General features: G+C 70.4%; 25 protein-coding genes and 2 pseudogenes. 17 read left to right on the plus strand and 10 right to left on the minus strand.

Going from position 1 to position 22,647, the window contains the following annotated elements; translation table 11 throughout:
* From AB0J58_RS40180 to AB0J58_RS40195, 4 genes are all read left to right on the plus strand, one after another.
* The coding region (locus AB0J58_RS40180) for an FAD-dependent oxidoreductase (protein WP_364225949.1) at positions 1-1,204 on the plus strand (1,204 nt) is incomplete at its 5' end.
* Between the two features lie 3 nt (positions 1,205-1,207).
* Positions 1,208-2,455: an FAD/NAD(P)-binding oxidoreductase gene (locus tag AB0J58_RS40185; RefSeq protein WP_364225952.1), complete on the plus strand. Its 1,248-nt coding sequence runs from the start codon at positions 1,208-1,210 to the stop codon at positions 2,453-2,455.
* 72 nt (positions 2,456-2,527) lie between these two features.
* Positions 2,528-3,787 carry an FAD-dependent oxidoreductase gene (locus tag AB0J58_RS40190; protein ID WP_364225955.1) on the plus strand — a complete coding sequence of 420 codons (1,260 nt, stop codon included), beginning with the start codon at positions 2,528-2,530 and terminating at the stop codon, positions 3,785-3,787.
* A 136-nt stretch (positions 3,788-3,923) separates the two neighbouring features.
* Entirely contained in the window at positions 3,924-4,184 is a 261-nt protein-coding gene (locus AB0J58_RS40195) for a hypothetical protein (RefSeq protein WP_364225958.1), read from the plus strand.
* A gap of 37 nt (positions 4,185-4,221) precedes the next feature.
* Here the strand turns inward: AB0J58_RS40195 and AB0J58_RS40200 are convergent, their stop codons facing one another.
* The 4 genes from AB0J58_RS40200 to AB0J58_RS40215 form a co-directional block, all read right to left on the minus strand.
* Positions 4,222-4,413, minus strand: a complete 192-nt coding sequence (locus AB0J58_RS40200; RefSeq protein ID WP_364225998.1) for a LuxR C-terminal-related transcriptional regulator — start codon at positions 4,411-4,413, stop codon at positions 4,222-4,224.
* On the minus strand, positions 4,410-4,625 hold the full coding sequence (locus tag AB0J58_RS40205; RefSeq protein ID WP_364225961.1) for a hypothetical protein: 216 nt from the start codon (positions 4,623-4,625) through the stop codon (positions 4,410-4,412). Before AB0J58_RS40205 ends, AB0J58_RS40200 begins: the two co-directional genes overlap by 4 nt.
* An 80-nt stretch (positions 4,626-4,705) precedes the next feature.
* Entirely contained in the window at positions 4,706-5,860 is a 1,155-nt protein-coding gene (locus AB0J58_RS40210) for an RtcB family protein (protein ID WP_364225964.1), read from the minus strand.
* 545 nt (positions 5,861-6,405) lie between these two features.
* Entirely contained in the window at positions 6,406-6,543 is a 138-nt protein-coding gene (locus AB0J58_RS40215) for a hypothetical protein (protein ID WP_364225966.1), read from the minus strand.
* 7 nt (positions 6,544-6,550) lie between these two features.
* On the opposite strand from AB0J58_RS40215, the pseudogene AB0J58_RS40220 reads away from it, so the two are divergent.
* The 5 genes and pseudogenes from AB0J58_RS40220 to AB0J58_RS40240 all read left to right on the plus strand — a co-directional run.
* Positions 6,551-6,727 (plus strand): annotated as a pseudogene (locus AB0J58_RS40220) (RtcB family protein); the annotation flags it as partial.
* 146 nt (positions 6,728-6,873) lie between these two features.
* Positions 6,874-7,101, plus strand: a pseudogene (locus AB0J58_RS40225) (RtcB family protein); the annotation flags it as partial.
* Between the two features lie 224 nt (positions 7,102-7,325).
* Positions 7,326-8,315: a GTP 3',8-cyclase MoaA gene (moaA, locus tag AB0J58_RS40230; protein ID WP_364225969.1), complete on the plus strand. Its 990-nt coding sequence runs from the start codon at positions 7,326-7,328 to the stop codon at positions 8,313-8,315.
* Complete coding sequence (locus AB0J58_RS40235; protein ID WP_364225972.1) at positions 8,312-8,944, plus strand: NTP transferase domain-containing protein; 633 nt, start codon at positions 8,312-8,314, stop codon at positions 8,942-8,944. The genes moaA and AB0J58_RS40235 overlap by 4 nt, the downstream gene beginning before the upstream one ends.
* A gap of 2 nt (positions 8,945-8,946) precedes the next feature.
* Positions 8,947-9,195: a DUF6457 domain-containing protein gene (locus AB0J58_RS40240; RefSeq protein WP_343961219.1), complete on the plus strand. Its 249-nt coding sequence runs from the start codon at positions 8,947-8,949 to the stop codon at positions 9,193-9,195.
* A 196-nt stretch (positions 9,196-9,391) separates the two neighbouring features.
* Here AB0J58_RS40240 and AB0J58_RS40245 read toward each other — a convergent pair whose 3' ends face one another.
* A complete protein-coding gene (locus tag AB0J58_RS40245) occupies positions 9,392-9,703 on the minus strand; it encodes a DUF3099 domain-containing protein (RefSeq protein ID WP_343961085.1) in 312 nt (103 codons plus the stop codon).
* Positions 9,704-9,778: 75 nt separating this feature from the next.
* Between AB0J58_RS40245 and AB0J58_RS40250 the strand changes: the two genes are divergently transcribed.
* Positions 9,779-9,991: a dodecin gene (locus tag AB0J58_RS40250; protein ID WP_343961087.1), complete on the plus strand. Its 213-nt coding sequence runs from the start codon at positions 9,779-9,781 to the stop codon at positions 9,989-9,991.
* Between the two features lie 66 nt (positions 9,992-10,057).
* Here the strand turns inward: AB0J58_RS40250 and AB0J58_RS40255 are convergent, their stop codons facing one another.
* Both AB0J58_RS40255 and AB0J58_RS40260 read right to left on the minus strand, forming a co-directional pair.
* On the minus strand, positions 10,058-11,425 hold the full coding sequence (locus tag AB0J58_RS40255; RefSeq protein ID WP_364225975.1) for a TldD/PmbA family protein: 1,368 nt from the start codon (positions 11,423-11,425) through the stop codon (positions 10,058-10,060).
* Between the two features lie 62 nt (positions 11,426-11,487).
* A complete protein-coding gene (locus AB0J58_RS40260) occupies positions 11,488-12,987 on the minus strand; it encodes a TldD/PmbA family protein (protein WP_364225978.1) in 1,500 nt (499 codons plus the stop codon).
* A 76-nt stretch (positions 12,988-13,063) separates the two neighbouring features.
* Here AB0J58_RS40260 and AB0J58_RS40265 point away from each other — a divergent pair, with 76 nt between their 5' ends.
* Together AB0J58_RS40265 and fabI are read left to right on the plus strand one after the other, a co-directional pair.
* Positions 13,064-13,768: a beta-ketoacyl-ACP reductase gene (locus AB0J58_RS40265; RefSeq protein WP_030904652.1), complete on the plus strand. Its 705-nt coding sequence runs from the start codon at positions 13,064-13,066 to the stop codon at positions 13,766-13,768.
* A 1-nt stretch (position 13,769) separates the two neighbouring features.
* Positions 13,770-14,534, plus strand: coding sequence for an enoyl-ACP reductase FabI (gene fabI / locus AB0J58_RS40270; RefSeq protein WP_364225981.1), 765 nt, complete (start codon positions 13,770-13,772; stop codon positions 14,532-14,534).
* Positions 14,535-14,630: 96 nt separating this feature from the next.
* On the opposite strand, the gene AB0J58_RS40275 is transcribed toward fabI, so the two are convergent.
* From AB0J58_RS40275 to AB0J58_RS40285, 3 genes are all read right to left on the minus strand, one after another.
* On the minus strand, positions 14,631-16,139 hold the full coding sequence (locus tag AB0J58_RS40275) for an IS1182 family transposase (protein WP_364225984.1): 1,509 nt from the start codon (positions 16,137-16,139) through the stop codon (positions 14,631-14,633).
* A 132-nt stretch (positions 16,140-16,271) separates the two neighbouring features.
* On the minus strand, positions 16,272-17,153 hold the full coding sequence (locus AB0J58_RS40280; RefSeq protein ID WP_364225987.1) for a hypothetical protein: 882 nt from the start codon (positions 17,151-17,153) through the stop codon (positions 16,272-16,274).
* A 176-nt stretch (positions 17,154-17,329) separates the two neighbouring features.
* Positions 17,330-18,274 carry an aldo/keto reductase gene (locus AB0J58_RS40285; RefSeq protein ID WP_030904644.1) on the minus strand — a complete coding sequence of 315 codons (945 nt, stop codon included), beginning with the start codon at positions 18,272-18,274 and terminating at the stop codon, positions 17,330-17,332.
* 65 nt (positions 18,275-18,339) lie between these two features.
* On the opposite strand from AB0J58_RS40285, the gene AB0J58_RS40290 reads away from it, so the two are divergent.
* From AB0J58_RS40290 to mshC, 5 genes are all read left to right on the plus strand, one after another.
* Positions 18,340-19,041, plus strand: coding sequence for a histidine phosphatase family protein (locus tag AB0J58_RS40290; protein ID WP_364151488.1), 702 nt, complete (start codon positions 18,340-18,342; stop codon positions 19,039-19,041).
* 9 nt (positions 19,042-19,050) lie between these two features.
* Complete coding sequence (locus tag AB0J58_RS40295; RefSeq protein ID WP_364225990.1) at positions 19,051-19,629, plus strand: DUF3090 domain-containing protein; 579 nt, start codon at positions 19,051-19,053, stop codon at positions 19,627-19,629.
* A complete protein-coding gene (locus AB0J58_RS40300; RefSeq protein ID WP_343961103.1) occupies positions 19,626-20,387 on the plus strand; it encodes an SCO1664 family protein in 762 nt (253 codons plus the stop codon). Before AB0J58_RS40295 ends, AB0J58_RS40300 begins: the two co-directional genes overlap by 4 nt.
* Positions 20,388-20,478: 91 nt before the next feature.
* Positions 20,479-21,207 (plus strand): NRDE family protein, encoded by a 729-nt coding sequence (locus AB0J58_RS40305; RefSeq protein WP_364225993.1) that lies wholly within the window; start codon positions 20,479-20,481, stop codon positions 21,205-21,207.
* 90 nt (positions 21,208-21,297) lie between these two features.
* Positions 21,298-22,521, plus strand: coding sequence for a cysteine--1-D-myo-inosityl 2-amino-2-deoxy-alpha-D-glucopyranoside ligase (gene mshC, locus AB0J58_RS40310; RefSeq protein WP_364225995.1), 1,224 nt, complete (start codon positions 21,298-21,300; stop codon positions 22,519-22,521).
* The last annotated feature ends 126 nt before the right edge of the window (positions 22,522-22,647 follow it).

Below are 22,647 nucleotides of genomic sequence, written 5' to 3' on the forward strand. Positions count from 1 at the left end.
GCTGGAGTCCCGGCTGGTGCCGCGTGGCTACGCGCTGCTGTCGCGGTACGCGGACGAGACGGGCATCTCGGTCGAGCCGACCGGAGCCGTCCTGGTCGCCTGGGACGACGACCAACTCGCCGCGCTGCCGGGGCTGCGGGACAAGGCCGTCGCCAACGGCTACCACGCCGCCGAGATCGTCGGCCGGGACACCGTCTACGAGACCGTCCCCGCTCTTGGACCGGGCGCCCTCGGCGGGATGACCGTGCCCGGCGAGTCGATCATCGATCCGTGGTCCACCACGCTCGCCTTCGCCTACGACGCGCTGGCCCGGGGCATCGACCTGCGGCTGGGCACCCGGGTCGAGTCGGTGGAGGCCGGGCCGGAGCTGACCACGCTGCGCACCTCGGGGGCCGATATCGCGGCGCGGTGGGTGGTCAACGCGGCCGGGCTCGGCGCGGACGTCATCGACGCCCTCTTCGGCCACCGGCGGTTCTCCGTGACGGCCCGGCGAGGCGAGCTGATCGTGTTCGACACGGCCGCCCGGCCGCTGGCGCCGAAGATCGTGCTGCCGGTGCCGACCTCGCGCGGCAAGGGGGTGCTGATCAGCCCGACCGTGTTCGGCAACGTGATGCTCGGCCCCACCTCCGAAGACCTGCCGGACCGCACCGACACCTCCACCTCCGAGGCCGGCATCGCATCGCTGCTGGAGAAGGGCCGCCGGATCATGCCGTCACTCTTGGAGGAAGAGATCACCACTTCCTACGCCGGGCTCCGCGCCGCCACCGAGCACGGCGACTACGTCGTCGACGTGGACGCCGGGCATCGCTACGCGTGCCTCGGCGGGATCCGCTCCACCGGGCTGACCGCGAGCATGAGCATCGCCGAGCACCTGCGTGACCTGCTCGACGAGGCCGGGCTGCCGCTCAAGCCGCGCTCCGACCTGCCACCGCCGGTGCGGGTGCCGGTGCTCGGCGAGGCGTTCGCCCGGCCGTACCAGAGCGATGAGCTGATCAGGGCGGACGCCGAGTACGGGCGGATCGTGTGCTTCTGCGAGAAGGTGACGAGGGGCGAAATCCGCGACGCGTTCGCCGCGCCGATCCCGCCGCGCGACCTGAACGGACTGCGCCGCCGCACCCGCGCGACGCTGGGCCGCTGCCAGGGGTTCTTCTGCGGCGCCGAAGTCGGCCGACTGTTCGGCGAGGCCACCGGAACGAGGGACTGAGGAATGGAGACGATGAGGCCCGCGGTGGCCGTCGTCGGCGCGGGGCCCGCCGGGCTGACCGCCGCCGCCGAGCTGGCCGGCCTGGTCGACGGCGAGATCCTGGTGCTGGAGCGCGAACGCGTACCGGGAGGCATCCCCCGGCACAGCGACCACACCGGCTACGGCCTGCGCGACCTGCGCCGGGTGATGAGCGGGCCGGGATACGCCCGGCTGCTGCACCGCCGCGCCGAGCGAGCCGGGGCGCGCATCCTCACTGAGGCCACGGTCACCCAAGTGTCCGGCGACCGCGAGCTGGAGGTGACCACCCCGTCCGGGCTGCTGCGCGTCGAGCCCCGCGCGCTCGTGCTGGCCACCGGCGCCCGCGAACGTCCCAGGCCGGCCCGGCTGATCACCGGTGACCGGGGCGCCGGGGTCTACACCACCGGGCACCTGCAGAACCTGGTCCACCTCCATCACGGGCGGCCCGGCAAGCGGGCGGTCATCGTCGGGGCCGAGCTGGTGAGCTGGTCGGCGGTGCTGACCCTGCGTGAGGCCGGCTGCCGCACGGTGCTGATGACCACGTCGCAGCCGGTCCCCGAGTCCTACGCCGCCTTCCACCTGCCGGGCCGGGCGCTGCTCCGGGTGCCCGTGGCCACCGGCACCCGCCTGGTCTCCGTCGAGGGCGACGCCGGCCGGGTGAGCGCCGTGGTCGTCGAGCACGTCGGCACCGGGCGGCGGCGCCGGGTCGAGTGCGACACCGTGGTGCTGACCGGCGACTGGATTCCCGACCACGAGCTCGCCCGGGGCACCGGGCTCCACCTCGACCCGCGCAGCCGCGGCCCCGTCGTGGACACCGCGCTGCGCACCAGCCGCCCGGGCGTCTTCGCCGCCGGCAACCTGATCCACCCGGTCGACACCGCCGACATCGCCGCCCTGGACGGCCGGCACGTGGCCGCCGCCGCCCACCGCTGGCTGGCCGACGAGCGGCTGGGCGAGGTCGCCTTCGACATCGAGGTGGACGCCCCGCTGCGCTGGGTGGCCCCGTCGGTGGTCCGCCGCGGCGACCCGCCCCCCTCCCGGGGCCGCCTGCTGCTGTGGACCGACACCCTGGTCCGCTCCCCTGTCGTACGGGTCCACCAGGCCGGCCGGCCGCTCGCCCGCCGCCGTCTCCCGTGGCCCGCGTCCCCCGGCCGGGTGTTCCGGGTGCCCTGGTCGCTGCTCGCGCGGGCGGAGCCGGACGCCGGGCCGGTACGGCTCTCGCTAGAGGGATGACCCATGCACGACTTGTCGTACACACCTTCATGTATTGGACAGATCAATGAGCAGTAAGGTTGGCGCCGGAGTATGAGTGCTCTCTCGTCGGTCACCGTCATCGGCGGTGGCGCGGTCGGCCTGGCCACCGCCTACTACCTGCGGAAGGCCGATCTCGACGTCACGGTCATCGAGTCCGGCCGGCCCGGCCGGTCGACCTCGTGGGGCAACGGCGGCTGGCTCAGCCCGGTGCTGAGCATCCCGACGCCCGGGCCGGGCATGCCGAGGATGGGCATCGTCGAGTCGTTCCAGCGTGACTCCGCCGTGGCGGTCCGGCCGCACGCCGCACCGAGCATGATCCCGTGGCTGCTGCGGTTCGCCCGCCACTGCACCCGGTCCGCCTTCGAGAGCGGCTCGGCCCGGCTGGGCGCGCTGTCCCGGGAGATGTTCGACGGCTTCGACGAGCTCGACGACCTCGGCGTGCCGGTCGAGGTGCCGCGCCAGGGCAACCTGCGCGCCTGCCTGACCGAGGCCGAGGCCCGCCACCAGCTCGCCGGGCTTGCCCCGATGCGCGCCGCCGGCTACGCCGTGCCCGACCGGATCATGTACGCCGAGGAGATCCACGAGCTGGAGCCGGAGCTGTCCGACGACGTGCGCTCCGGATTCAACCTGCCCGAGGAGCGGCACGTCGACCCGGGGGCGTTCTGCGACACGCTGGCCGAGTACCTGGTCAAGCAGGGCGTGCGCCTGCTCGCCGACACCCGGGTGACCGGGGTGCGCGCCTCCGGCGGCCGGGTCACCGCCGTCGAGACCACAATCGGGCAGGTCCGGACCGACGCGCTGGTGGTCGCCGCCGGGCTGGACACTCGTCTGATCGCCGGCTGGCTCGGCGCCCGGCTGCCGATCCGGGGCGGCAAGGGATACAGCTTCTTCGTACCGTCCGAGCACTCCCCCTCCCACCCCCTCTACCTGTCGCACACCAAGGTCGGGGTGACCCCGCTCAAGGGTGGTTACCGGGTGCTGGGCGGCATGGAGCTGGCCGACGAGACGCTGCGGATCAATCCGCGGATGATCCGGGGCATGATCCGCGTCGCCCGCCGCTACCTGCGGCACATGCCCGCGACCGAGTCGCTTGCGGAGCTGCCCGACCTCTGGGCGGGTCTGCGCCCGATGACTCCCGACGGCCTACCGGTCATCGACCGCCTCCCCGACCTGTCCAACGCTTATGTCAACTCCGGCCACGGCATGCTCGGCGTCGGCCTGTGCATGGTCTCCGGCGCCGCGCTGACGGACTTCATGGTGAACGGCCGCCGCCCCGACGTCCTGGCACCCTTCGTCGCGACCCGCTTCTGACATCCTTCAGCCGCCTGGACGCCTGGGCCGGGACGTGGCGCGTGCTCCATGTGCCCGGGACACCGGGCGGGCGAGGCTTCGGGTGTTCGAAGAGCCGGGATCACCGGCTCGGAAACCCCGAGGAAGGGAAACACTCATGAAGCGCACGCTCGCCGCCGCAGGGTTCGTGATCGCCCTGGCCGGCTTCGCCCAAACCGCCGCCGCGGAGACCGCCGGGGCCCGGCAGTCGGGCACGGTGGCGTCGGCCGCCTCGCCCGTCGATCTGCCCGTGCACCGGGGCAAGTTCTGGTTCCACAGCGACTGCATCACGGCCGGTCAGCAGGGGGTCGATCGCGGACACCGGTCGCAGTACCAGTGCGCGGAGGGCTGGATGCGGAACCTGTGGACCGATCGCTGACGGCCGAATGACGGGAACTCGGGATCTCCCCCTCTGGTCATCCCGAGCCCAGCCCCGCGTCACGGGCCCTGACGATCGCCGCAGCCCGGTCGGGCACCCGCAGCTTGACGAAGATCGAGCCGACGTGGTTGCGCACGGTCTTGTCCGTGACGAACAGCCGCTGGGCGATCTGCCGGTAGCCGAGCCCCTGGGCCAGCAGGTCGAGGATCTCGCGCTCCCGGGCGGTCAGGGTGGGAACGCCTCTTTGGCCGGGGCGCCCGAGAAGGCGGCGAACAGCCGGGCCAGACGTTCGGCCATGTGCGGGCTGAACACCGCGCCACCCCGGCAGACCGTGCGCAGGGCCAGCAGGATCTCCTCACGTACCGCGCCCTTGAGGAGGTAGCCACGGGCCCCGGCGCGGATCGCTGCCAGCAGGTTGTCGTCGTCCTCGGACATCGTCACTCGGACACGGCCCTTTCCCGTTGCCGCGCGCACAAAGCCCCGCCGCCTGTGATTGGCGACGGGGCACAGGAGATGCAGGTTCAGCCCTTGTAGTTGAACACCTGGCGCAGCGTGTGCTGGATCGCGACCAGGTCCTTCTGGTCCGCCATCACCTGGTCGATCGACTTGTACGCCTGCGGGTGCTCGTCCACCAGAGCGGCGGCGCGGTTCGCGTTCCAGGTGCGGCCGCGCATCGCCTCGGTCAGGGACGCGGCCGTCAGCTCCCGCTTCGCGCGGGTACGCGACATCCTGCGGCCGGCTCCGTGGGAGCAGGAGTTGTACGACATCGGGTTACCGAGCCCGCGCACGATGTATGAGCGCGTCCCCATCGAGCCTGGGATCACGCCCTCGTCGCCGGTGTCGGCCTTGATGGCTCCCTTACGGGTGATCCACAGGTCCTTGCCGTCGTACGTCTCCTGCTGCGTGAAGTTGTGATGGCAATTGATCGTCCGGAGCCGCTGCCCCTTACCGACGACCTGGAACAGGGCGTTGCTCAGCACCTTGTCCATCTGGGCGCGCGAGGCCATGGCGTAGTGCTGCGACCACAACATGTCCTCGATGTAGGCGGTGAACTCCGGGGTGTCCTGCACCAGGTAGGCCAGGTCCGGGTCCTCCAGGCCGATGGCCTGCTTCTTCATCATCTTCTTGGCGTCGACGATGTGCTTGGTGGCGAGCAGGTTGCCGATGCCGCGCGAGCCTGAGTGCAGCACCGTCCAGACCCGGTCACGCTCGTCGAGGCAGACCTCGACGAAGTGGTTGCCGGACCCGAGGGTGCCGAACTGCAGGGACACCTTCTTCTCCTGATGAGGGGTCAGGTCGGTGTGCGGGCGGCCGAGGTCGCTCAGCGCGCGGTCCATGAACGGGTCGTCGTGGCCCTTGCCGACGCCGGCGGGAATTCGCTTCTCCACCAGCGGCATCAGGGCGTCGAGGGTGTCCGGGAGGTCGGTGGCGGTGAGCGTCGTCTCGGTCGCGACCATGCCGCAGCCGATGTCGACGCCGACGGCGGCCGGGATGATCGCTCCTTCGGTGGGGATCACCGAGCCGACCGTCGCGCCGATGCCGATGTGAGCGTCGGGCATGAGAGCGACGTGTCCGGAGACGATGGGCAGGCGGGCGGCGCGTGCGGCCTGCATGATCGTACCCTCGTCGATCTCGCTGGCCCACGACACCAGGTTCGGTGCGGGCTGGTTCGGCATTGTGATCTCCTTCGTTGCGAGATCCAGTTTGCCCACGTCCAACGTGATATCCCACTGGTTTTCGGGCGGGCGAAGCGCACCATGGCTGCTTGCCATTCTCCTCCGGCCCGCTGCGCCGTTATTCGTGGCCCCGGGGCGGCACCAATTCCGTCTGTGCGGGTTGCATAGGGAAACGGTGCACGTCGTGGGTAGACGCACACGCGAAGACGAGGGTGACACCTCTGTCAGGCCATACCAGCGACAGCACTCCGTACAGGGCTCTGTCTCTCCTTCGTCAGCCGGGGTCCGACTGTTCCCGTTCTCGGGCCATCCGGCGAGCAGTGGTGATGCGCTGCCGTGCGAGTTCGGTCCAGAAGGGTTCGCCGTGCCGGTGGCTGCCGCCGTAGTGCCATTCCGAGACCATGAGCGTCTTGCCTTCGACAGGGTCCGGCAGGGTCCGGCAGGTTCCCGGCTCGCAGGACGCGGAGCATCTGCTCGAACTCGTCGCGCACCACGCCGTCCTTGGCGGCCGACTTGTCGTTGTCCGTGAACGACCGCACGATCTTCTAGCCGAGTCGCTCGGCGGTTCTCCGGTTCACCTTGCGCTGATCAGCGACGGTGTGTTCATTCTTGGCCTTGTCCGCACTCGCCCGTTCGTAGCCGACCACCGGGACGAGATCCATGCGCGCCTCCCAGAAGCTCATGCCTAGAGCGATGTTGTACCACCACAACTACGTGGCGCAGGAACGCTGCGACGGTGTGGACGTGCTCGTCACCTGCAAGGGGGCGATTCGCGCCGGATCGGGTGAGTTCGGCATCATCCCCGGTTCGATGGCGACCGGGACCTACATCGTGAAAGGGCTGGGCAACGCCGACGCGTTCAACACGGTCTAGCCAGGAATCCCGGCCCTTCAGGACTCTGTTGCCCGATTCATTTTGGATCTTCGCGATCTGTGTCCCGCATCGGGTGACGACATCGGACGCCGACCGATGGCAATCAGGCAACAAAGTCCTTCAGGGCCGGGAAGCTGACCTCGGCCTCGCACGGCGCGGGTCGCCGGATGAGCCGGACCAAGGCGAAGAAGACCTTCACCCTGGAGGACTTCAAGGCGCAGACCGCCGGCGTCGAGTGCCGCAAGGACAGCGGGGTGATCGACGAGATCCCCGGTGCCTACAAGGACATCCAGTCGGTCATGGCCGCGCAGACCGACCTGGTCGAGGTGGTCGCGCACCTGCGGCAGCTGGTCTGTATCAAGGGCTGAGCGGTCGGTCCGCGACCAGGATGTGCGCCGTTTCGAAGGACGTGAGGACGCGAGGACATGGGGACCTCAGGGACCGGATCGTCCGGACAGGCCCAGCGATACCCCAAGGAATCAACCCTCTCGTGGTGATGTTGGAGTGGTCGAAGCCCGTTTAGGGTCGGGTGGGGGGCCGGCCATAGGCTGGCCCCCTGTTCGACAAGTGACCGACTGGGAGGTGGCGCCCCGTGTTGCAGGATTCGTTCGGTCGTGTGGCGACCGATCTGCGGGTGTCCCTCACGGACCGCTGCAACCTGCGCTGTTCCTACTGCATGCCGCCCGAGGGCCTGGAATGGTTGCCCAACCCCGAACTGCTGACCGCCGACGAGATCGTCCGGTTGGTCACCATCGGGGTGGAGCGGCTGGGCATCACCGAGGTCCGCTACACCGGGGGCGAGCCCCTGCTCCGTCGCGAACTGGTCGACATCGTGACCCGCACCACCGCGCTCGGCCCCACCCCGCAGGTCTCGCTGACCACCAACGGGATCGGGCTGAGCCGGATGGCCGCCTCCCTGGCCGCCGCCGGCCTGCACCGGGTCAACGTCTCCCTCGACACCCTCGACCGAGAGACCTTCAAGAAGCTCGCCCACCGTGACCGGCTGGCCGACGTTCTTGCGGGCCTGGAGGCTGCTCACGCCTCCGGCCTGCGCCCCGTCAAGGTCAACGCCGTGCTGATGCGCGGGATCAACGACCACGAGGCCGTGCCGCTGCTGCGCTACTGCCTGGAGCGGGAGTACGAGCTGCGGTTCATCGAGCAGATGCCGCTGGACGCCCAGCACGGCTGGCGCCGGGAGAACATGATCACTGCTGACGAGATCCTCGTCCGGCTCCAGGCCGCCTTCGACCTGACCGACGCCGACCCGGTGGAACGCGGTAGCGCTCCCGCGGAACTGTTCCTCGTCAAGGGGGGCCCGGCCAGGGTCGGCGTCATCGGCTCGGTCACCCGCCCGTTCTGCGGTGCCTGCGACCGGGTGCGGCTCACCGCCGACGGCCAGATCCGCAACTGCCTGTTCGCCACCGACGAGTCCGACCTGAGGAGCGCGATGCGCTCGGGGGCGAGCGACGACGAGATCGTCGAGCGCTGGCGGTCCGCGGTCCGGATCAAGAAGGCCGGTCACGGCATCGACGACCCGACCTTCCTGCAGCCGTCCCGCCCGATGTCCGCCATCGGCGGATGACCGCCCGCCACGACGCCTGCGTCCTGGCGGGCGGTCTCGCGAGACGGCTCGGCGGCCGGGACAAGCCCGCCCTGCACGTCTCGGGCCGCCCGCTGGTCGAGTCGGTGGCGGCCGCCGTACCCGGCGCCGGCAGGCTGGTCGTCGTCGGGCCGCCCCGCCCCGGATTGCCACACGCGATCTTCCGCCGTGAGGATCCGCCCGGAGGCGGTCCCGTTCCGGCGCTGCGGGCGGGGCTGGCCGAGGTGACCGCGCCGTGGGTGGTGCTGCTGGCCGCCGACCTCCCGTTCCTGACCGCCGAGCACGTGTCCGCGCTGCTGGACGCGGCGGGCGCGGGAACGGGGACGACGGCGCACGGGGAGGGGGTACGGGCGGGAGCGGTGCTCGTCGACGACGGTGGTCGCGAGCAGTGGCTCGCCGGGGTCTGGCATACGGCGAGCCTGGTGCGGGCGCTCGCCCGCTACGAGGGGCGGTCGCTGCACGGGCTGCTGGCCCCGCTCGACCCGGTCACGCTTCGTCTCGCCGGGCAGCCGTGGTTCGATTGCGACACCATGGACGATCTACAGCGGGCGCGGGCGCAGGCTCCGGCAGGCCCAGGACGGGCGCTACCGCTGAGAAGGAGTGAGAGTTGAACGTGCTGACGGAGTGGACCGCGCTGGTCTGCCGGGAGCTGGGCATCGATCCCGCGACGGTCGACCGTGACGAGGTGCTCGACCTGACGAAGGAGGTCGCGCACGGAGTGGCCCGGCCGGCCGCGCCGCTGACGGCCTATCTGCTCGGCGTGGCGCTGGGGGCGGGTACGGCGCCGCCGGATGCCGTGGAAAGGCTGACCGCGCTGGCGCGTAACTGGGAGCGGACAACCGATACACAGGGTGAGAAATAATGCCAGGGAAAAGGTGAGGGCAAGTAAAAGTCATAAGAAAAGGGCGACGCCGGGTGGTTACGGGGGCAAACCACCCGGCGTCGCTTCATCGGCGTTCCGACGGGGGCCCGGAACGCCGGCACCAGTGCCCCGACGGGGGACCAGGGCACTTGGCTAAAGCGTACACCTACAACCCTTAGAGTGCGTCAAGACTTAGTCACGACCCGATCTCGCGTCGGTGGCGTGGAATCTCGCTCTGTCCGGAATCTTCCACGTCAGGGGCTCCCGTCGTCCCACGTGGCGGCGCGTTGGCCCCGATCACGGCAATGTATGGTAAAAAGATCGCACCGGCGAAGAGCAGTAGTCGGACGGGTAGCGGAGCGGGCACGGTGAAGGCGAGGATCAGGCAGATCAGCCGGATCCCCATCTTGATGAAGTAGCTCTTCTCGCGCTTGCCGATGTCGGCACTCAGGGAGGGCCGGGCATCCGTCACCTGATGAACCACCGGGCGCTTGTGCCATCCCTTCACGATTCCCAATCTAGGCCCCATATCGGCTGATGGCGAACGGTCATGTAATCATCGCTTTCCGGGAAGAAGCATGAGATGACAGATCGAACGTACCGGGTGACCGAGATAGTCGGCACTTCGGGGGAGAGCATCGAGGCGGCCGTGCGCAACGGAGTCCGCCGCGCCTCCCAGACCCTGCGTCACCTCGACTGGTTCGAGGTGACCGAGATCAGAGGGCACATCGAGGAGGGGGAGGTCGGCCACTTCCAGGTCGGGATGAAGGTCGGATTCCGGCTGGAGGACGACTGAGCCCGCCCGCGGCGGGCCTCCGGCGAAGGCCCCCTCCTCGGCACGGCACGATCAGCCGGGCAGGGCCTAGCTGGCCTGGCTGACCGTCGACATGTTGAAATCGGGCACCCGGATCGCCGGCATGATCGCGCGGTTGAAGTAGTCGCTCCACTCGCGCGGCAGGGTCTGCTCGGAGGCGCCGATCTCGGTGAGGCGGCGGAGCAGGTCCACCGGGCTCTCGTTGAAACGGAAGTTGTTCACCTCGCCCACGACCTGGCCGTTCTCCACCAGGTAGACGCCGTCGCGGGTCAGGCCGGTCAGCAGCAGCGTCTGCGGGTCGACCTCGCGGATGTACCACAGGCAGGTGAGCAGCAGGCCGCGCTCGGTGGAGGCGATCATCTCCTCCAGCGACCGGCCGCCTTCGGGGCCTCGCATGATCAGGTTGTCGATGGCCGGGGTCACCGGCAGCCCGGTCAGCTCGGCGGAGTGCCGGGTCTGCAGCAGGTTGGCCAGTCTGCCGTCGGAGATCCAGGCGGTGGCCGCCAGCGGCAGCCCGTTGTCGAACACCGAGCTCTCCCGGCTGGAGGTGTGCGCCACCACGAAGGGCGGGCACTCGACGCCCGGCGCGGCGGGGTCGGCGTACAGGCGGATCGGCGACTCGGAGAGGACCTCGCCGACGCGGGTGCCGCCGCCGGGCCTGGAGAAGACGGTGCGTCCCTCCAGGGCGTCGCGGGCTCCGGCCGTCCAGTACAGGTAGATCATCAGATCGGCCACGGCCGTCGGCGGCAGCAGCGTCTCGTACCGGCCCGCGGGCAGGTCGACGCGGTTCTTCGCCCACTCAAGCCGCCGGGCCAGCACGGCGTCCAGGGCCGCCACGTCGACGTCGGAGAAGTCGCGGGTGGACACGCCCGTCCACGCCGAGCGCTTCATGTCCAAGGACTTGGCGTTGAGCTCCAGGCGGCCGGTGGGCTGGGTGTGCCGCAGCCTGGTGCCGGTGGAGGTGCCCACGAAGGTCGTCGTGACCATGTGCTCGGCGAATCCGTACAGCCTGCGCCCGCTCGCCTCGGCCGCGACGAAGGCCTCGCCCAGGGCGGGGGCGAAGGCGCCGAAGACCCCTATCGAGGTGGGTTCGGCCGGATCGTCCCAGCCGTCGGACCGGGGGCCCTCCAGCAGCGGCCGGGCGTCCTCGGACGGCTGGGCGTCCTCCGCGGCGTGGTCGGCGGCCGCCACGACGTCGTCGAGTTGCTCGGGGCGAACCGCCGCCCGTGACACCACGCCCACCCCCCGGCCCACGATCGAGATCACGGTGAGCTGCGCGGAGCGGGACACGCCGTTGGTGGTGAGGGTGTTGCCCGCGAAACGCAGGTTGGCGCTCGACTCCTCGTCCACGATCACGACGACCTCGTCGGCCGTGGAGAGCTCAAGAGCCTTCTCGATCATCTCCTGGGGGCTCATGCCGCTCCTCTCCTGCCGGCTTGCCCGGCCGCCGCCTTCATCCGCCCGCTCGCCGTACGCGCTCAACTGCCACTCTCCTGGGCGGTGTTGAGGACGCGCACGCCACGGAAGAGCGCCGACGGGCAGCCGTGGCTGACTGGGGCGACCTGGCCCGGTTGCCCCTTGCCGCAGTTGAACGCCCCGCCGAGCATGTACGTCTGCGGCCCGCCGACCGCCGCCATCGACCGCCAGAAGTCGGTGGTCGTGGCCTGGTAGGCGACGTCGCGCAACTGTCCGGCGAGCCTGCCGTTCTTGATCAGGTAAAACCGCTGACCGGTGAACTGGAAATTGTAACGCTGCATGTCGATGGACCAGCTCTTGTCGCCCACCACGTAGATGCCCCGATCGACGCCGGAGATCAGCTCCTCGGTGCTGGGGCCGTCGGGCGCCGGTCGCAGCGACACGTTCGCCATGCGCTGGATCGGGGTGTTGCCGGGGGAGTCGGCGAAGGCACAGCCGTTGGAGGCGCCCAGGCCCTTCAGCAGCGCCATCCGCCGGTCGAGCTGGTAGCCGACCAGTACGCCGCCGGAGACGATGTCGAACTCCCTGGTAGCCACGCCCTCGTCGTCGTAGCCGATCGTGGCCAGACCGTGCTCGACGGTGCGGTCGCCGACCACGTTCATCACCTGCGAGCCGTACACCAGCTTGCCGAGCTGGTCGAAGGTGGCGAAGCTCGTCCCGGCGTACGCCGCCTCGTAGCCGAGGGCGCGGTCGAGTTCGGTGGCGTGCCCGACCGACTCGTGGATCGTCAGCCACAGGTTCGACGGGTCGATCACCAGGTCGTAAGGGCCCGCCTCGACGGAGGGGGCCTTGAGCTTCTCTTCAAGGAGTTCGGGAACGCGCGCCAGCTCACCGGGGAAGTCCCAGCCGGTGCCGGTGAGGTACTCGTACCCCCGGCCCGCGGGTGGGGCGAGCGTCCGCATCGAGTCGAAGCGGCCGTCCAGCACCCGCGTCGCCTCCAGCTGGGGGTGAACGCGCACCCGCTGCTGCGTGGTGGAGGTCCCGGCCGTGTCGGCGTAGAACTTCTGCTCCTTGACCTGCATCAGCGACGCCTGGACGTGGTCCACCCTGGGATCCGCCAGCAGGCCGCGCGACCAGTCGGCGAGCAGCTCCGCCTTGTCGCGCATCGGCACCTCGAACGGGTCGAGTTCGTAGGAGGAGACCCAGGTGACGTCGGAGTGAACCGGCTCGGGCGCCAGCTCGACGGGCTCACGGTTGATCGCCGCCGAGACGAGCGCGACCTCCACCGCCTGTTCGGCGACGCGGGCGGCCGCCTCGGGGGTGAGCTCGACGCCCCCGGCGAAGCCCCAGGTGCCGTTCTTGACGACCCGCACGGCATAGCCGAGGGTGTCGGCGTCGATGGAGCCCTCAAGCGCGGCGTCGGACAGGCGTACGGTCTCTCCGCGAATGCGTTCCAGCCGGAAGTCGGCGTGCTCGGCGCCCAGGTCCCGGGCGCGCCGCAGGGCCGCGTCCGCCAGCCGCCGCAGCGGCAGGGCGAGAAAGTCGGAGTCGATCTGGCGCATGTCAACGATCCTAACCCCGTGATCTTGTCCTTCCCGGACAAGAGGGTTACCCCCAAGTAGCCGATACCGTCTGACCATGGCTCGATCTGTTCTCGTAACCGGCGGCAATCGCGGCATCGGCCTCGCGATCGCCCGCGAACTCGCCCAGGCAGGCGACGCCGTCGCCGTGACCTACCGTTCCGGGCAGCCCCCCGAGGGGCTGTTCGGCGTGCGCTGCGACGTGACCAGCACGGCCGACGTGGACGCCGCGTTCGCGAAGGTCGAGGCCGAGTACGGCCCGGTCGAGGTGCTCGTCGCCAACGCGGGCATCACCAAGGACACGCTGCTGCCGATGATGAAGGAGGAGACCTTCACCGATGTCATCGACGCCAATCTGACCGGCGCCTACCGGGTCGCCAAGCGTGCCACCCGCGGCATGCTGCGGCTCAAGCGCGGGCGTATCGTGCTGATCTCCTCGGTGGTGGCCATGCTCGGCTCCGCGGGGCAGAGCAACTACGCCGCCTCCAAGGCGGGGATGATCGGTTTCGCCCGGTCGGCGGCCAGGGAACTGGGCTCGCGCAACATCACGGTCAACGTGGTCGCCCCCGGTTTCGTGGAGACCGACATGACGGCCGAGCTCGACGAGTCGTACCAAGAGCAGATCAGAAAGAACATCCCCCTGGGCCGCTACGCCAGCCCTGAGGAGATCGCACGCGTGGTCAGATTCCTGGCCGGCGAGGACGCCGCCTACATCACGGGGGCTGTCATCCCCGTTGACGGTGGCCTTGGAATGGGGCACTGACGTGGGAATTCTCGAAGGCAAGCGGCTTCTCGTCACCGGGGTGCTCACCGACTCCTCCATCGCCTTCTCGGTGGCCAAACTGGCCCAGCAGGAGGGCGCCCAGATCGTGCTCACCGGTTTCGGCCGGCTCAGCCTGGTCGAGCGCATCGCCAAGCGCCTGCCGGAGCCGCCGCCGGTGCTGGAGCTCGACATCACCAGCACCGAGCACCTCGACTCCCTGGCCGACCGGGTCGGCGAACACCTCGGCGGCCTGGACGGGGTGGTGCACGCCATCGGTTTCGCCCCTCAGACCGCCCTGGGCGGCAACTTCCTGAACACCTCGTGGGAGGACGTGGCGACCGCCGTCCAGATCTCCACCTACTCGTTCAAGTCGCTCGCGGTGGCCGCGCTCCCACTCATGAAGGAGGGCGGCGCGATCGTCGGCCTGGACTTCGACGCCACCAAGGCCTGGCCGGTGTACGACTGGATGGGGGTGGCCAAGGCTGGCCTGGAGTCCTGCTCCCGCTACCTGGCCCGCGATCTGGGCAAGCACGGCATCCGGGTCAACCTTGTCGCGGCGGGTCCGCTCCGGACCATGGCCGCCAAGAGCATCCCCGGTTTCGGGGAGTTCGAGGACAGCTGGCCCGCCAAGGCACCGATCGGCTGGGACATCAACGACCCGATTCCGGCGGCCAAGGCGTGTGTCGCCCTGCTGTCGGACTGGTTCCCCGCCACGACCGGTGAGATCGTCCATGTCGACGGCGGCGTGCACGCCATCGGAGCCTAGAGGGCGCTGAAAATCTTGCCGTGATGTGCTCGGGCCGTGGAGCGAAAGGTCGGTCGCCCCGGCCCGAGGGCAAGACGGGCACTGGCGCACTACCGCCTATACCGGAGCGGCGGTCAGGACCCAGGCGCCCTCGCTGCGGGTGAGCCCGCGGTTGACCAGGGTGCGCAGGTTGAGCGCGGCAGCACGCAGATGCAGCCAGGCGTTGTTCTTGATGGTGCCGATATAGCGCAGCCGACGGTTGCCGCCAGCCACCACCCAGGCCACCGCACGCTCCACCGGTGGCCGCCGGCGGCGGTAGTCGGCCTGCCAGACCACGTCGGTGGCGGCTTGGCAGCGGGCGGCCACCTGCAGGTCGTGATCGGGGCGGATCTGCACCACCCGGCCGCCCCGGGCAATGGTGCACCGCCCGCGCAGCGGGCAGGCCAGGCAGGTCGCGGCGTCGAAGGTGGCGCGTTTCTTGTCGATGATGCCGGTGAAGTACGCCGTCTGCCCGGCCGGGCGCAGCGGCGCCGGCTTGATCAGCAGCCGGTGCCCGGCCTCGGTCAGCGCTCGCCGGCACGGCCCGGACGAGTACGCGGCATCGGCCGCGACCTCCACCCGGTGGTCTTCGCAGGCCAGCAGATCGGGCGCCACGGCGGCCTCGTGGTGGGCGGCTGCGGCCCCGGGCCGTAACTGCACAGCGGTCAGCAGGCCGGTCTCCGGCTCGACGGCCAGATGCGCCTTGAACCCGTCTGAGGTGCGGGTTGTGGTCTTGTGGATGTGCCGGGCCTCGGGATCGACGGTGGAGACCATGCGCTCGGGGGCAGTGCGCCGGGCGATGCGCCAGCGCCCGTCGCGGCCGTCGGAGCCCTCGGCCGGTTCCACGTCCTGGCCCGCGACCAGCGCCAGGATGCCGATGGCGTCTGCGGCGCGCGCGTCCAGCACCTGGTCGCAGGTCTCGGACAGTAGGCGGATCGCGTCGGTGACCAGGGCATCGACCAGGACGGCCCGGGCCTGCTCGTCGTTCCAGGCGATGCGGGGTTTACCGGGGCTGGTGTAGTCATGGGCGGTGCAGCAGGACGCGGCGGCGTCCGTGGCGCCGGGCACCTCGCGGATTACCCTGCGGATCGCGGCGATCAGCTGGGTGACGGTGTCCTGGGTGGCCACCGCGTCGTCCAGCACGGCCGAGTCCAGTGCCCGCCGGTGCCGGCCGCGTAGCACGCCGGTTTCGGCGATGATCGCGCGCACCGCGTCGAAGATCCGGCCCGGTCGCGTCGAGCGGGCCAGGCGGCGCCGGAAGTAGGTCAGCAGAGACGGATCGAAGGCGGTGTCGTGCAGGCCCAGTCCGCAGGCGGCCTTCCAGCGCAGGTCGCAGCGTAGTTCCTGGACGGCCTCTACATCGGAGACGCCGTGCAGGGTCTGCAACAGCACCGCCGTGGCCAGGATCTGCGGCGGCATGCTGGGGCGCCCGTTGGGCGAGGGATACATGTCGGTGAACATCGCGGCTGGAAACAGCGCATCGCGGTGCTCGGCCAAGAACGCGAACACGCTGCCGGGCGGGATCAGTTCCCGGCAGGTGGCCCATACATCCGGTCCGACCGGTTGTCCGGTCCACTGACCTTGCATAACACCAGTCTGACCCCGCCGTTATTCACAGCGAGGTCAGGCCCCTACATCTTCAGCGCCCTCCTAGGCCCTGTCCCGCGGGTCAGGTGGCGCCGGTGACCGAGGTGGGCGAAAGATCCGGGGAGCAGGGGTCTAGGCCACCCGGTGATGGCCCGGCGGCACCGGCTCGAAGGGGATCGACTCCTTGACCTTCCGCCTGCTGTACAGCAGGCGGACCGCGAGGATGGCCAGAATGAGCAGCGCGGTGGTGAGCACGGTGCCCGCCGTGTCGGATGGCCGGCTGGGCGTCACCGGCCGTTCGTTCGACATCTGCCGCTGTAACTCCTGCATCAGCGGGGCCGGCCAGAGCAGTTCCACCCGGGGCGCCTCGGCGTCGACCACGGGTGACGGTTCGGAGGTCACCGGTGCGTCCGCGTCGGTCGCGGGCGTGTCGGCCTCCGGATACAGCGACCGTGAGGGGTGTCGCGTCCGGCCGGTCGGCACCGGTGCCGGTTCCTTCCGCGCGGGCCGGTGGCCGTGGTCGCGCGAAGGGCTCGGCGACGGTTCGGGCCGGGCCGCCTCCTGAGAGGGGGAACTCTCCGACGGGTCCGAGCACTCGGGGGAGGCCGCCGTGGGCCGGCAGGTGCCGGCGGGATCCTCGGGGCGCGCCCCGTCGCCGGAGGAGGCCTCCTCGTCCTCTGTGGGGCGGGCCTTGGCGGACGAGGTGGCCGGGGCCGGTGTCTCCTTCTCGGCGGCGGGAGTCTGGGGCGTGGTGTCGGCGGTGTCGTCGCCGGCGGTCGAGGATGAGAGCGGGGACAGCAGGGGGGAGAGCGGGGAGGTGTCGCCCGTGATGCCGCTCACCACGTTGTCCACGGTCCGGCAGATTCCGCCCGTCACGGTGCCCAGCAGCCCTCCGTGATCGCAGTCGTCCACCCGCGTGACGGTGTCCGTCCAGGCGGTGTCCATCGACGAGACCGCCGGGATCCCGCTGCCCAGCACCAGCGCCAGCGCGCCTGCCGACATCGCGGTTCGCACTCGTCTCCCTTCCCCCCGGTCGGATGTCGGCCGTGATGTGCTGCCGACATCCGGGTGCCCCCGCCACCTGCTTGACAGTCTTGTGGGGAGGCCCGGTTTTTTCACGGAAAGTTGCTATTCGGTATCGACTAGTGATACGCGAGGCGAATTCTCGTTCGGTTTCCGTCCTGAGCGTCTCAGTCGGCCGACACGTCGTCGAGTGCTTCCCTTATCTCCACGGGCAACGACAGATCCTCGGCCTGGAGCACCCCGGACAGCTGCGCGTGGGTCCGGGCGCCGACGATGGCGGAGGCCACTCCCGGCTGGTCGCGTACCCACGACAGGGCCACCGACAGCGGCGAGACGCCAAGTCCCTCGGCGGCGGTCGTCACCGACTCCACGACCCGGCGGCACCGCTCGTCGAGGTAGGGCGTGACGAAGTCGGCGAAGTGCGGGGTCGCGGCCCGAGAGTCGGCGGGGATGCCCGTGCGGTACTTGCCGGTGAGGACCCCGCGCCCGAGCGGCGACCAGGCGAGCACCCCGGCGCCGACATGCTCGGCGGCGGGGATCAGCTCGCGCTCGGCCTCCCTGGCCAGGAGCGAGTACTCGACCTGGGCCGCGACGATCGGCACCCGCCCCGGAACCGCCCGTTGCCCCACCGCGGCGGTCGCCAGCTGCCAGCCCGAGTAGTCGCACACCCCGGCGTACGCGGCCCGCCCTGAGGACACGATCGCGTCCACGGCGGCCAGGGTCTCCTCCAGCGGGACGTCGGGATCGAAGGCGTGCAGCTGCCACAGGTCGACCTCGTTGACCCCCAGGCGGGTCAGGGAGGCGTCGATCGCGGCGACCAGGTGCTTCCTTGAGGCGTCGCGGGGTCTGCGCCCGGCCGGGGTGAGCACGGCCTTGGTGGACAGCACCAGCTCCGAACGCGGCACCGAGTCGCGTAGCAGCCGCCCGAGCAGCCGTTCGGCGTCGCCCCCCGTGTAGACGTCGGCGGTGTCGATGAGCGTGCCGCCGGCCTCGGCGAACATGCGGAGCTGCGCCGCGGCCTCCTCGGCGCCGGTGTCACGCCCCCACGTCATCGTCCCCAGTCCCAGGCGGGACACCGACAAGCCGCTCCGGCCCACATAGCGCTGCTCCATGATCCGGCCAGATTACCGCTCGGCCACTTAAAAGTAGTGGAGTGAGGGCTGCAAGACTTGCCCGCGTGACGACCTTGTTGCTGGCCAGACACGGCCTTACCCACCTCACCGGTCCGGTCCTCGCGGGATGGACCCCGGATGTTCACCTCAGCGACGCGGGGCAGGCCCAGGCGAAGGCCCTCGCCGCCCGGCTGACCTCGCTGGAGCTCGACGCGATCGTCTCCAGCCCGCTGGAACGCTGTCAGGAGACCGCGCAGGCGGTGGCCGAGGGGCGACAGGGGGCGGAGGTGCTGACCGATGAGCGCTTCGGCGAGTGCCGTTACGGTGACTGGACGGGCCGCCCGATCGCCGAACTCGTCAAGGATCCCCTCTGGCCGGTGGTGCAGGCCCATCCGAGCGCGGTGACGTTCCCCGGGGGAGAGTCCCTGCCGGCCGTCCAGTATCGCGCCGTGGCGGCGGTCAGGGAATGGAACGAGCGGCTGGGCCCGAAGGCGGTCTACCTCGTCTGCAGCCACGGAGACGTGATCAAGGCCATCGTGGCCGACGCCATGGGCCTGCATCTGGACCAGTTCCAACGGATAACCGCTGATCCGGCCTCGCTCACCGTCATTCGCTACACCCCCTTGCGCCCCTTCGTGCTCAGGCTCAACGACACGGGTGGAGATACGGCCGGATTGCGTCCCGCGGAGGGTTCGGAAGGCGAGGACGGGGGAGAAAATCCCACCGGGAGTGATGCCGCAGTCGGCGGCGGATCCGGGACCACGTAAGGTCGGGCTATGCCGGTCTTCGACTACGATCCACCCGAGAGATTCGTGGCCGGTGCCGTGGGGCAACCGGGATCACGAACCTTCTTCCTGCAGGCGCGGGGACAGGGCAGGCTGACCACCGTGGCGCTGGAGAAGTTCCAGGTGGCCGCGCTGGCCGACCGCCTCGACCAACTGCTCGACGAGGTGTTGCGGCGCGGCGAGGCCGGTGTCCCGGTGCCCGCCGTCGCTCCGGCCACGCTGGCCGACAACGCCCCTCTCGACATGCCGATCAGTGAGGACTTCCGCGTCGGCACCATGGCCCTGGCCTGGGACCCCGAGGCCGACCAGGTGGTCATCGAGGCACAGGAGGCCGAGGTCGAGGTCGAGGAGGAGTTCGAGCCGTCCTCGTCCGCCGATCTCACGGTGCTGCGCGTGCACATCAGCCCAAGCGCCGCCAGGGCCTTCACCAAGCGGGCCATGGCGCTCGTCGCCGCCGGGCGTCCGCCCTGCCCGCTCTGCGCCCAGCCTCTCGATGCCGAAGGGCATATTTGTGTGCGGCTCAACGGTTACCGGGGTAGTAGCGCTTCATCTGGTGGAGGAGGCGAATGAGCGCTGAGAGCGAGCCGACGCTGAGCACGGCGCCGGCCGCGGGGCTGGACGACGAGACCGCGATGCGTCTGCTCCGTGACGGACGGCTGGATGTGGCGGGTCGCCTGGTCGAGGCGACCAACATGACGCTTTACTGCTCGGTCCAACTCGGCGGGCTCGCGGCGGCCTGTGTGTACAAGCCGGTGCGGGGGGAGCGCCCGCTCTGGGACTTCCCCGACGGGACCCTGGCCGCCCGCGAGGTCGCCGCCTACGAGGTCTCCGCGGCGATCGGCTGGCGGATCGTGCCGCCCACCGTCTACCGGGACGGCCCGTTCGGCCCGGGAATGTGCCAGCTCTGGATCGACACCGACCCCGAGATCGACCTGATGGTGCTGATCCGCAGTCGCCAGCCCTCGCTGCGGCGGATGGCGGTCTTCGACGCCGTCGTCAACAACGCCGACCGCAAGGGGGGCCACCTCCTGCCGCTCGCCGACGGCCATGTCTACGGGGTCGATCACGGGGTCTCCTTCTCCGCGGAGGACAAGCTCCGCACCGTGCTCTGGCAGTGGCGCGGCAAGCCCCTGTCCCGCGAGGCCATGAACGTCCTGACCCGCCTCGAACGCGACCTGGAGCAGGGGCGGCTCGGCCGCCGCCTCCGGGAACTCCTCACCCTCCCCGAGGTCGAGGCGACCTGGTCGCGGGTCCGCAGGCTTCTCGACACCGGCCTGCACCCCCTCCCCTCCAAGGAGTGGCCGGCGATCCCGTGGCCGCCGATCTGAGTTTCCGGGTGACGGTGCGGTGACCTCGGACCCCTTGCCGGTGAAGGGCCCCGCTCCGCGCCCGTTCGCGGCGGAGGCGTAGCCTCCGGGCATGTGCACGGTTGTCATCAGCATCGATCCGAGTGCCGAGATCCCCCTGATCGTGGTCGGGGTGCGTGATGAGTTCACCGGCCGCCCCTGGGTTCCGCCGGCGGAACACTGGCGCGAGGACCGGCCCGGCCTGATCGGCGGTCGAGATCTCCAGGGCGGCGGCACCTGGCTGGCCGTCGACCCCCGGGGCAGGAGGGTCGGGGCCCTTCTCAACGGGCACGGCGTGCTCGCCCCGGAGGGGACGCGCCGCTCACGCGGCGACCTTCCGCTCCTGGCGGCCGCCGGAGGCCGGCCGGTGGAGGGCGACCTTGACCGCTACGACCCCTTCCACCTGCTGTACGCCGACCCCACCGGGGCCTGCCTGTGGCACTGGGACGGGATCGCGCTGAAGCGAGACGTCCTTCCTCCGGGAACCCACATGATCGTCAACAGCGGCTGGGAACGCGGCGTGGAGAACGAGCGCGTCGCGTTCTTCCGCCCCCTGTTCGCCAAGGCCGGCCGTCCCGCGGAGCTCGACGGCTCCTGGGAGGAGTGGCGGGAACTCGCCACCGGGGCGGGGATTCCCCCTGAGGACCCCCGGGCCATGATCATTCATCATGAGCTGCCCGACGGGCGGATCTTCGGCTCTCTCTCCGTCACCCTGCTCGCCCTGGCGCCGGACGGCGTCCGCTACGACTTCACCGCCGCCCCCCGTGATCCGGGTGCCTTCCGCGAAGTTCGCACGGAATGATCTGGGCACTTCGCGGAGTTGAGACGAATGCCTCTGTATCCGCCACCCCGAGCTGATCGGGGTGGTCTGTCTGCTCGATAGGCTCACTTTATGAGATCGTGGTCTGCGCCGAAGGTTCCTCGGCTTCCCGGTGCCGGTGTCCCGCTGCGGCTTTTCGACACCGCCGTGCGAGATGTCGTCCCCACCAAGCCGGGTCCCATGGCACGGATGTACGTCTGCGGCATCACGCCCTACGACGCCACCCATCTGGGCCACGCCAACACCTACCTCGCCTTCGACCTGGTCAACCGGGCCTGGCGGGATGCCGGGCACGAGGTGCACTTCACCCAGAACGCCACGGATGTCGACGACCCCCTGCTGGAGCGGGCGGAGCAGACCGGCATCGACTGGCGCGACCTCGCCGAGCGCGAGATCGAGCTGTTCCGGTCGGACATGGAGGCGCTGCGCATCCTCCCGCCGCGCGACTACGTCGCCGTGACCGAGGTGATCGGCCAGGTCGCGGCCCTGATCGAGTTGCTGCGTGACAAGGGCGCCACCTACGACCTGGAGGGTGACGTCTACTTCGACATGGCCGCGGCCCCCAAGTTCGGCGCCGTCTCCGGTTACCCGGAGGAGCAGATGCTCGCCCTGTTCGGCGAGCGCGGAGGGGATCCGGGCCGTCCAGGCAAGAAGCACCCGCTCGACTGGCTGCTCTGGCGTGCGGAGCGCCCGGGGGAGCCGTCCTGGCCCTCGCCCTTCGGCCAGGGAAGGCCCGGTTGGCACATCGAGTGCACCGCGATCGCCCTGGCGAACCTGTCCAGTGGTTTCGACGTCGCCGGTGGCGGCTCCGACCTGATCTTCCCGCACCACGAGTGCGGCGCCCACGAGGGCCACGTGGCGTGTGGCGAGTGGCCTTTCGCCAAGGCCTACGTGCACGCGGGCATGGTCGCCCTGGACGGCGAGAAGATGTCCAAGTCGAAGGGCAACCTGATCTTCGTCTCCCGTCTGCGCCGGGAGACCGACCCGATGGCCATCCGGCTGGCCCTGCTGGCGCACCACTACCGCGCCGACTGGGAGTGGACCTCCGACCAGCTCGCCTCGGCGGAGGTGCGGCTGGCGCGCTGGCGTTCGGCGGCGGGCCTGCAGACCGGCCCCGACGCCGATGTCGTGCTCGACAGGGTCCGCGCCCGGATGGCCGACGACCTGGATGCTCCCGGCGCCCTGGCGGTCATCGACGACTGGGCCGAGCGTGCCCTGTCGGAGGGCGGCAGGGACCCGGGCGCGCCGCTCCTTGTCGGGAGGATCGCGGACACGCTGCTCGGAGTCGCGCTCTGAAGGGCCCTTGAGGGCGGGGTGTCTCCATACCCGCTCCGGCGCCGGTCGGGGCTCTCGGCCGCGTTGAGGGCCGGCGGGTCCGCCGGGTGCCGCCGGGCCTGAGGGCGTTCCCGGCGTGGCGGAGCC

This window comes from Streptosporangium sp. NPDC049644 (assembly GCF_040675205.1).
GTDB classification, from domain to species: domain Bacteria; phylum Actinomycetota; class Actinomycetes; order Streptosporangiales; family Streptosporangiaceae; genus Streptosporangium; species Streptosporangium fukuiense.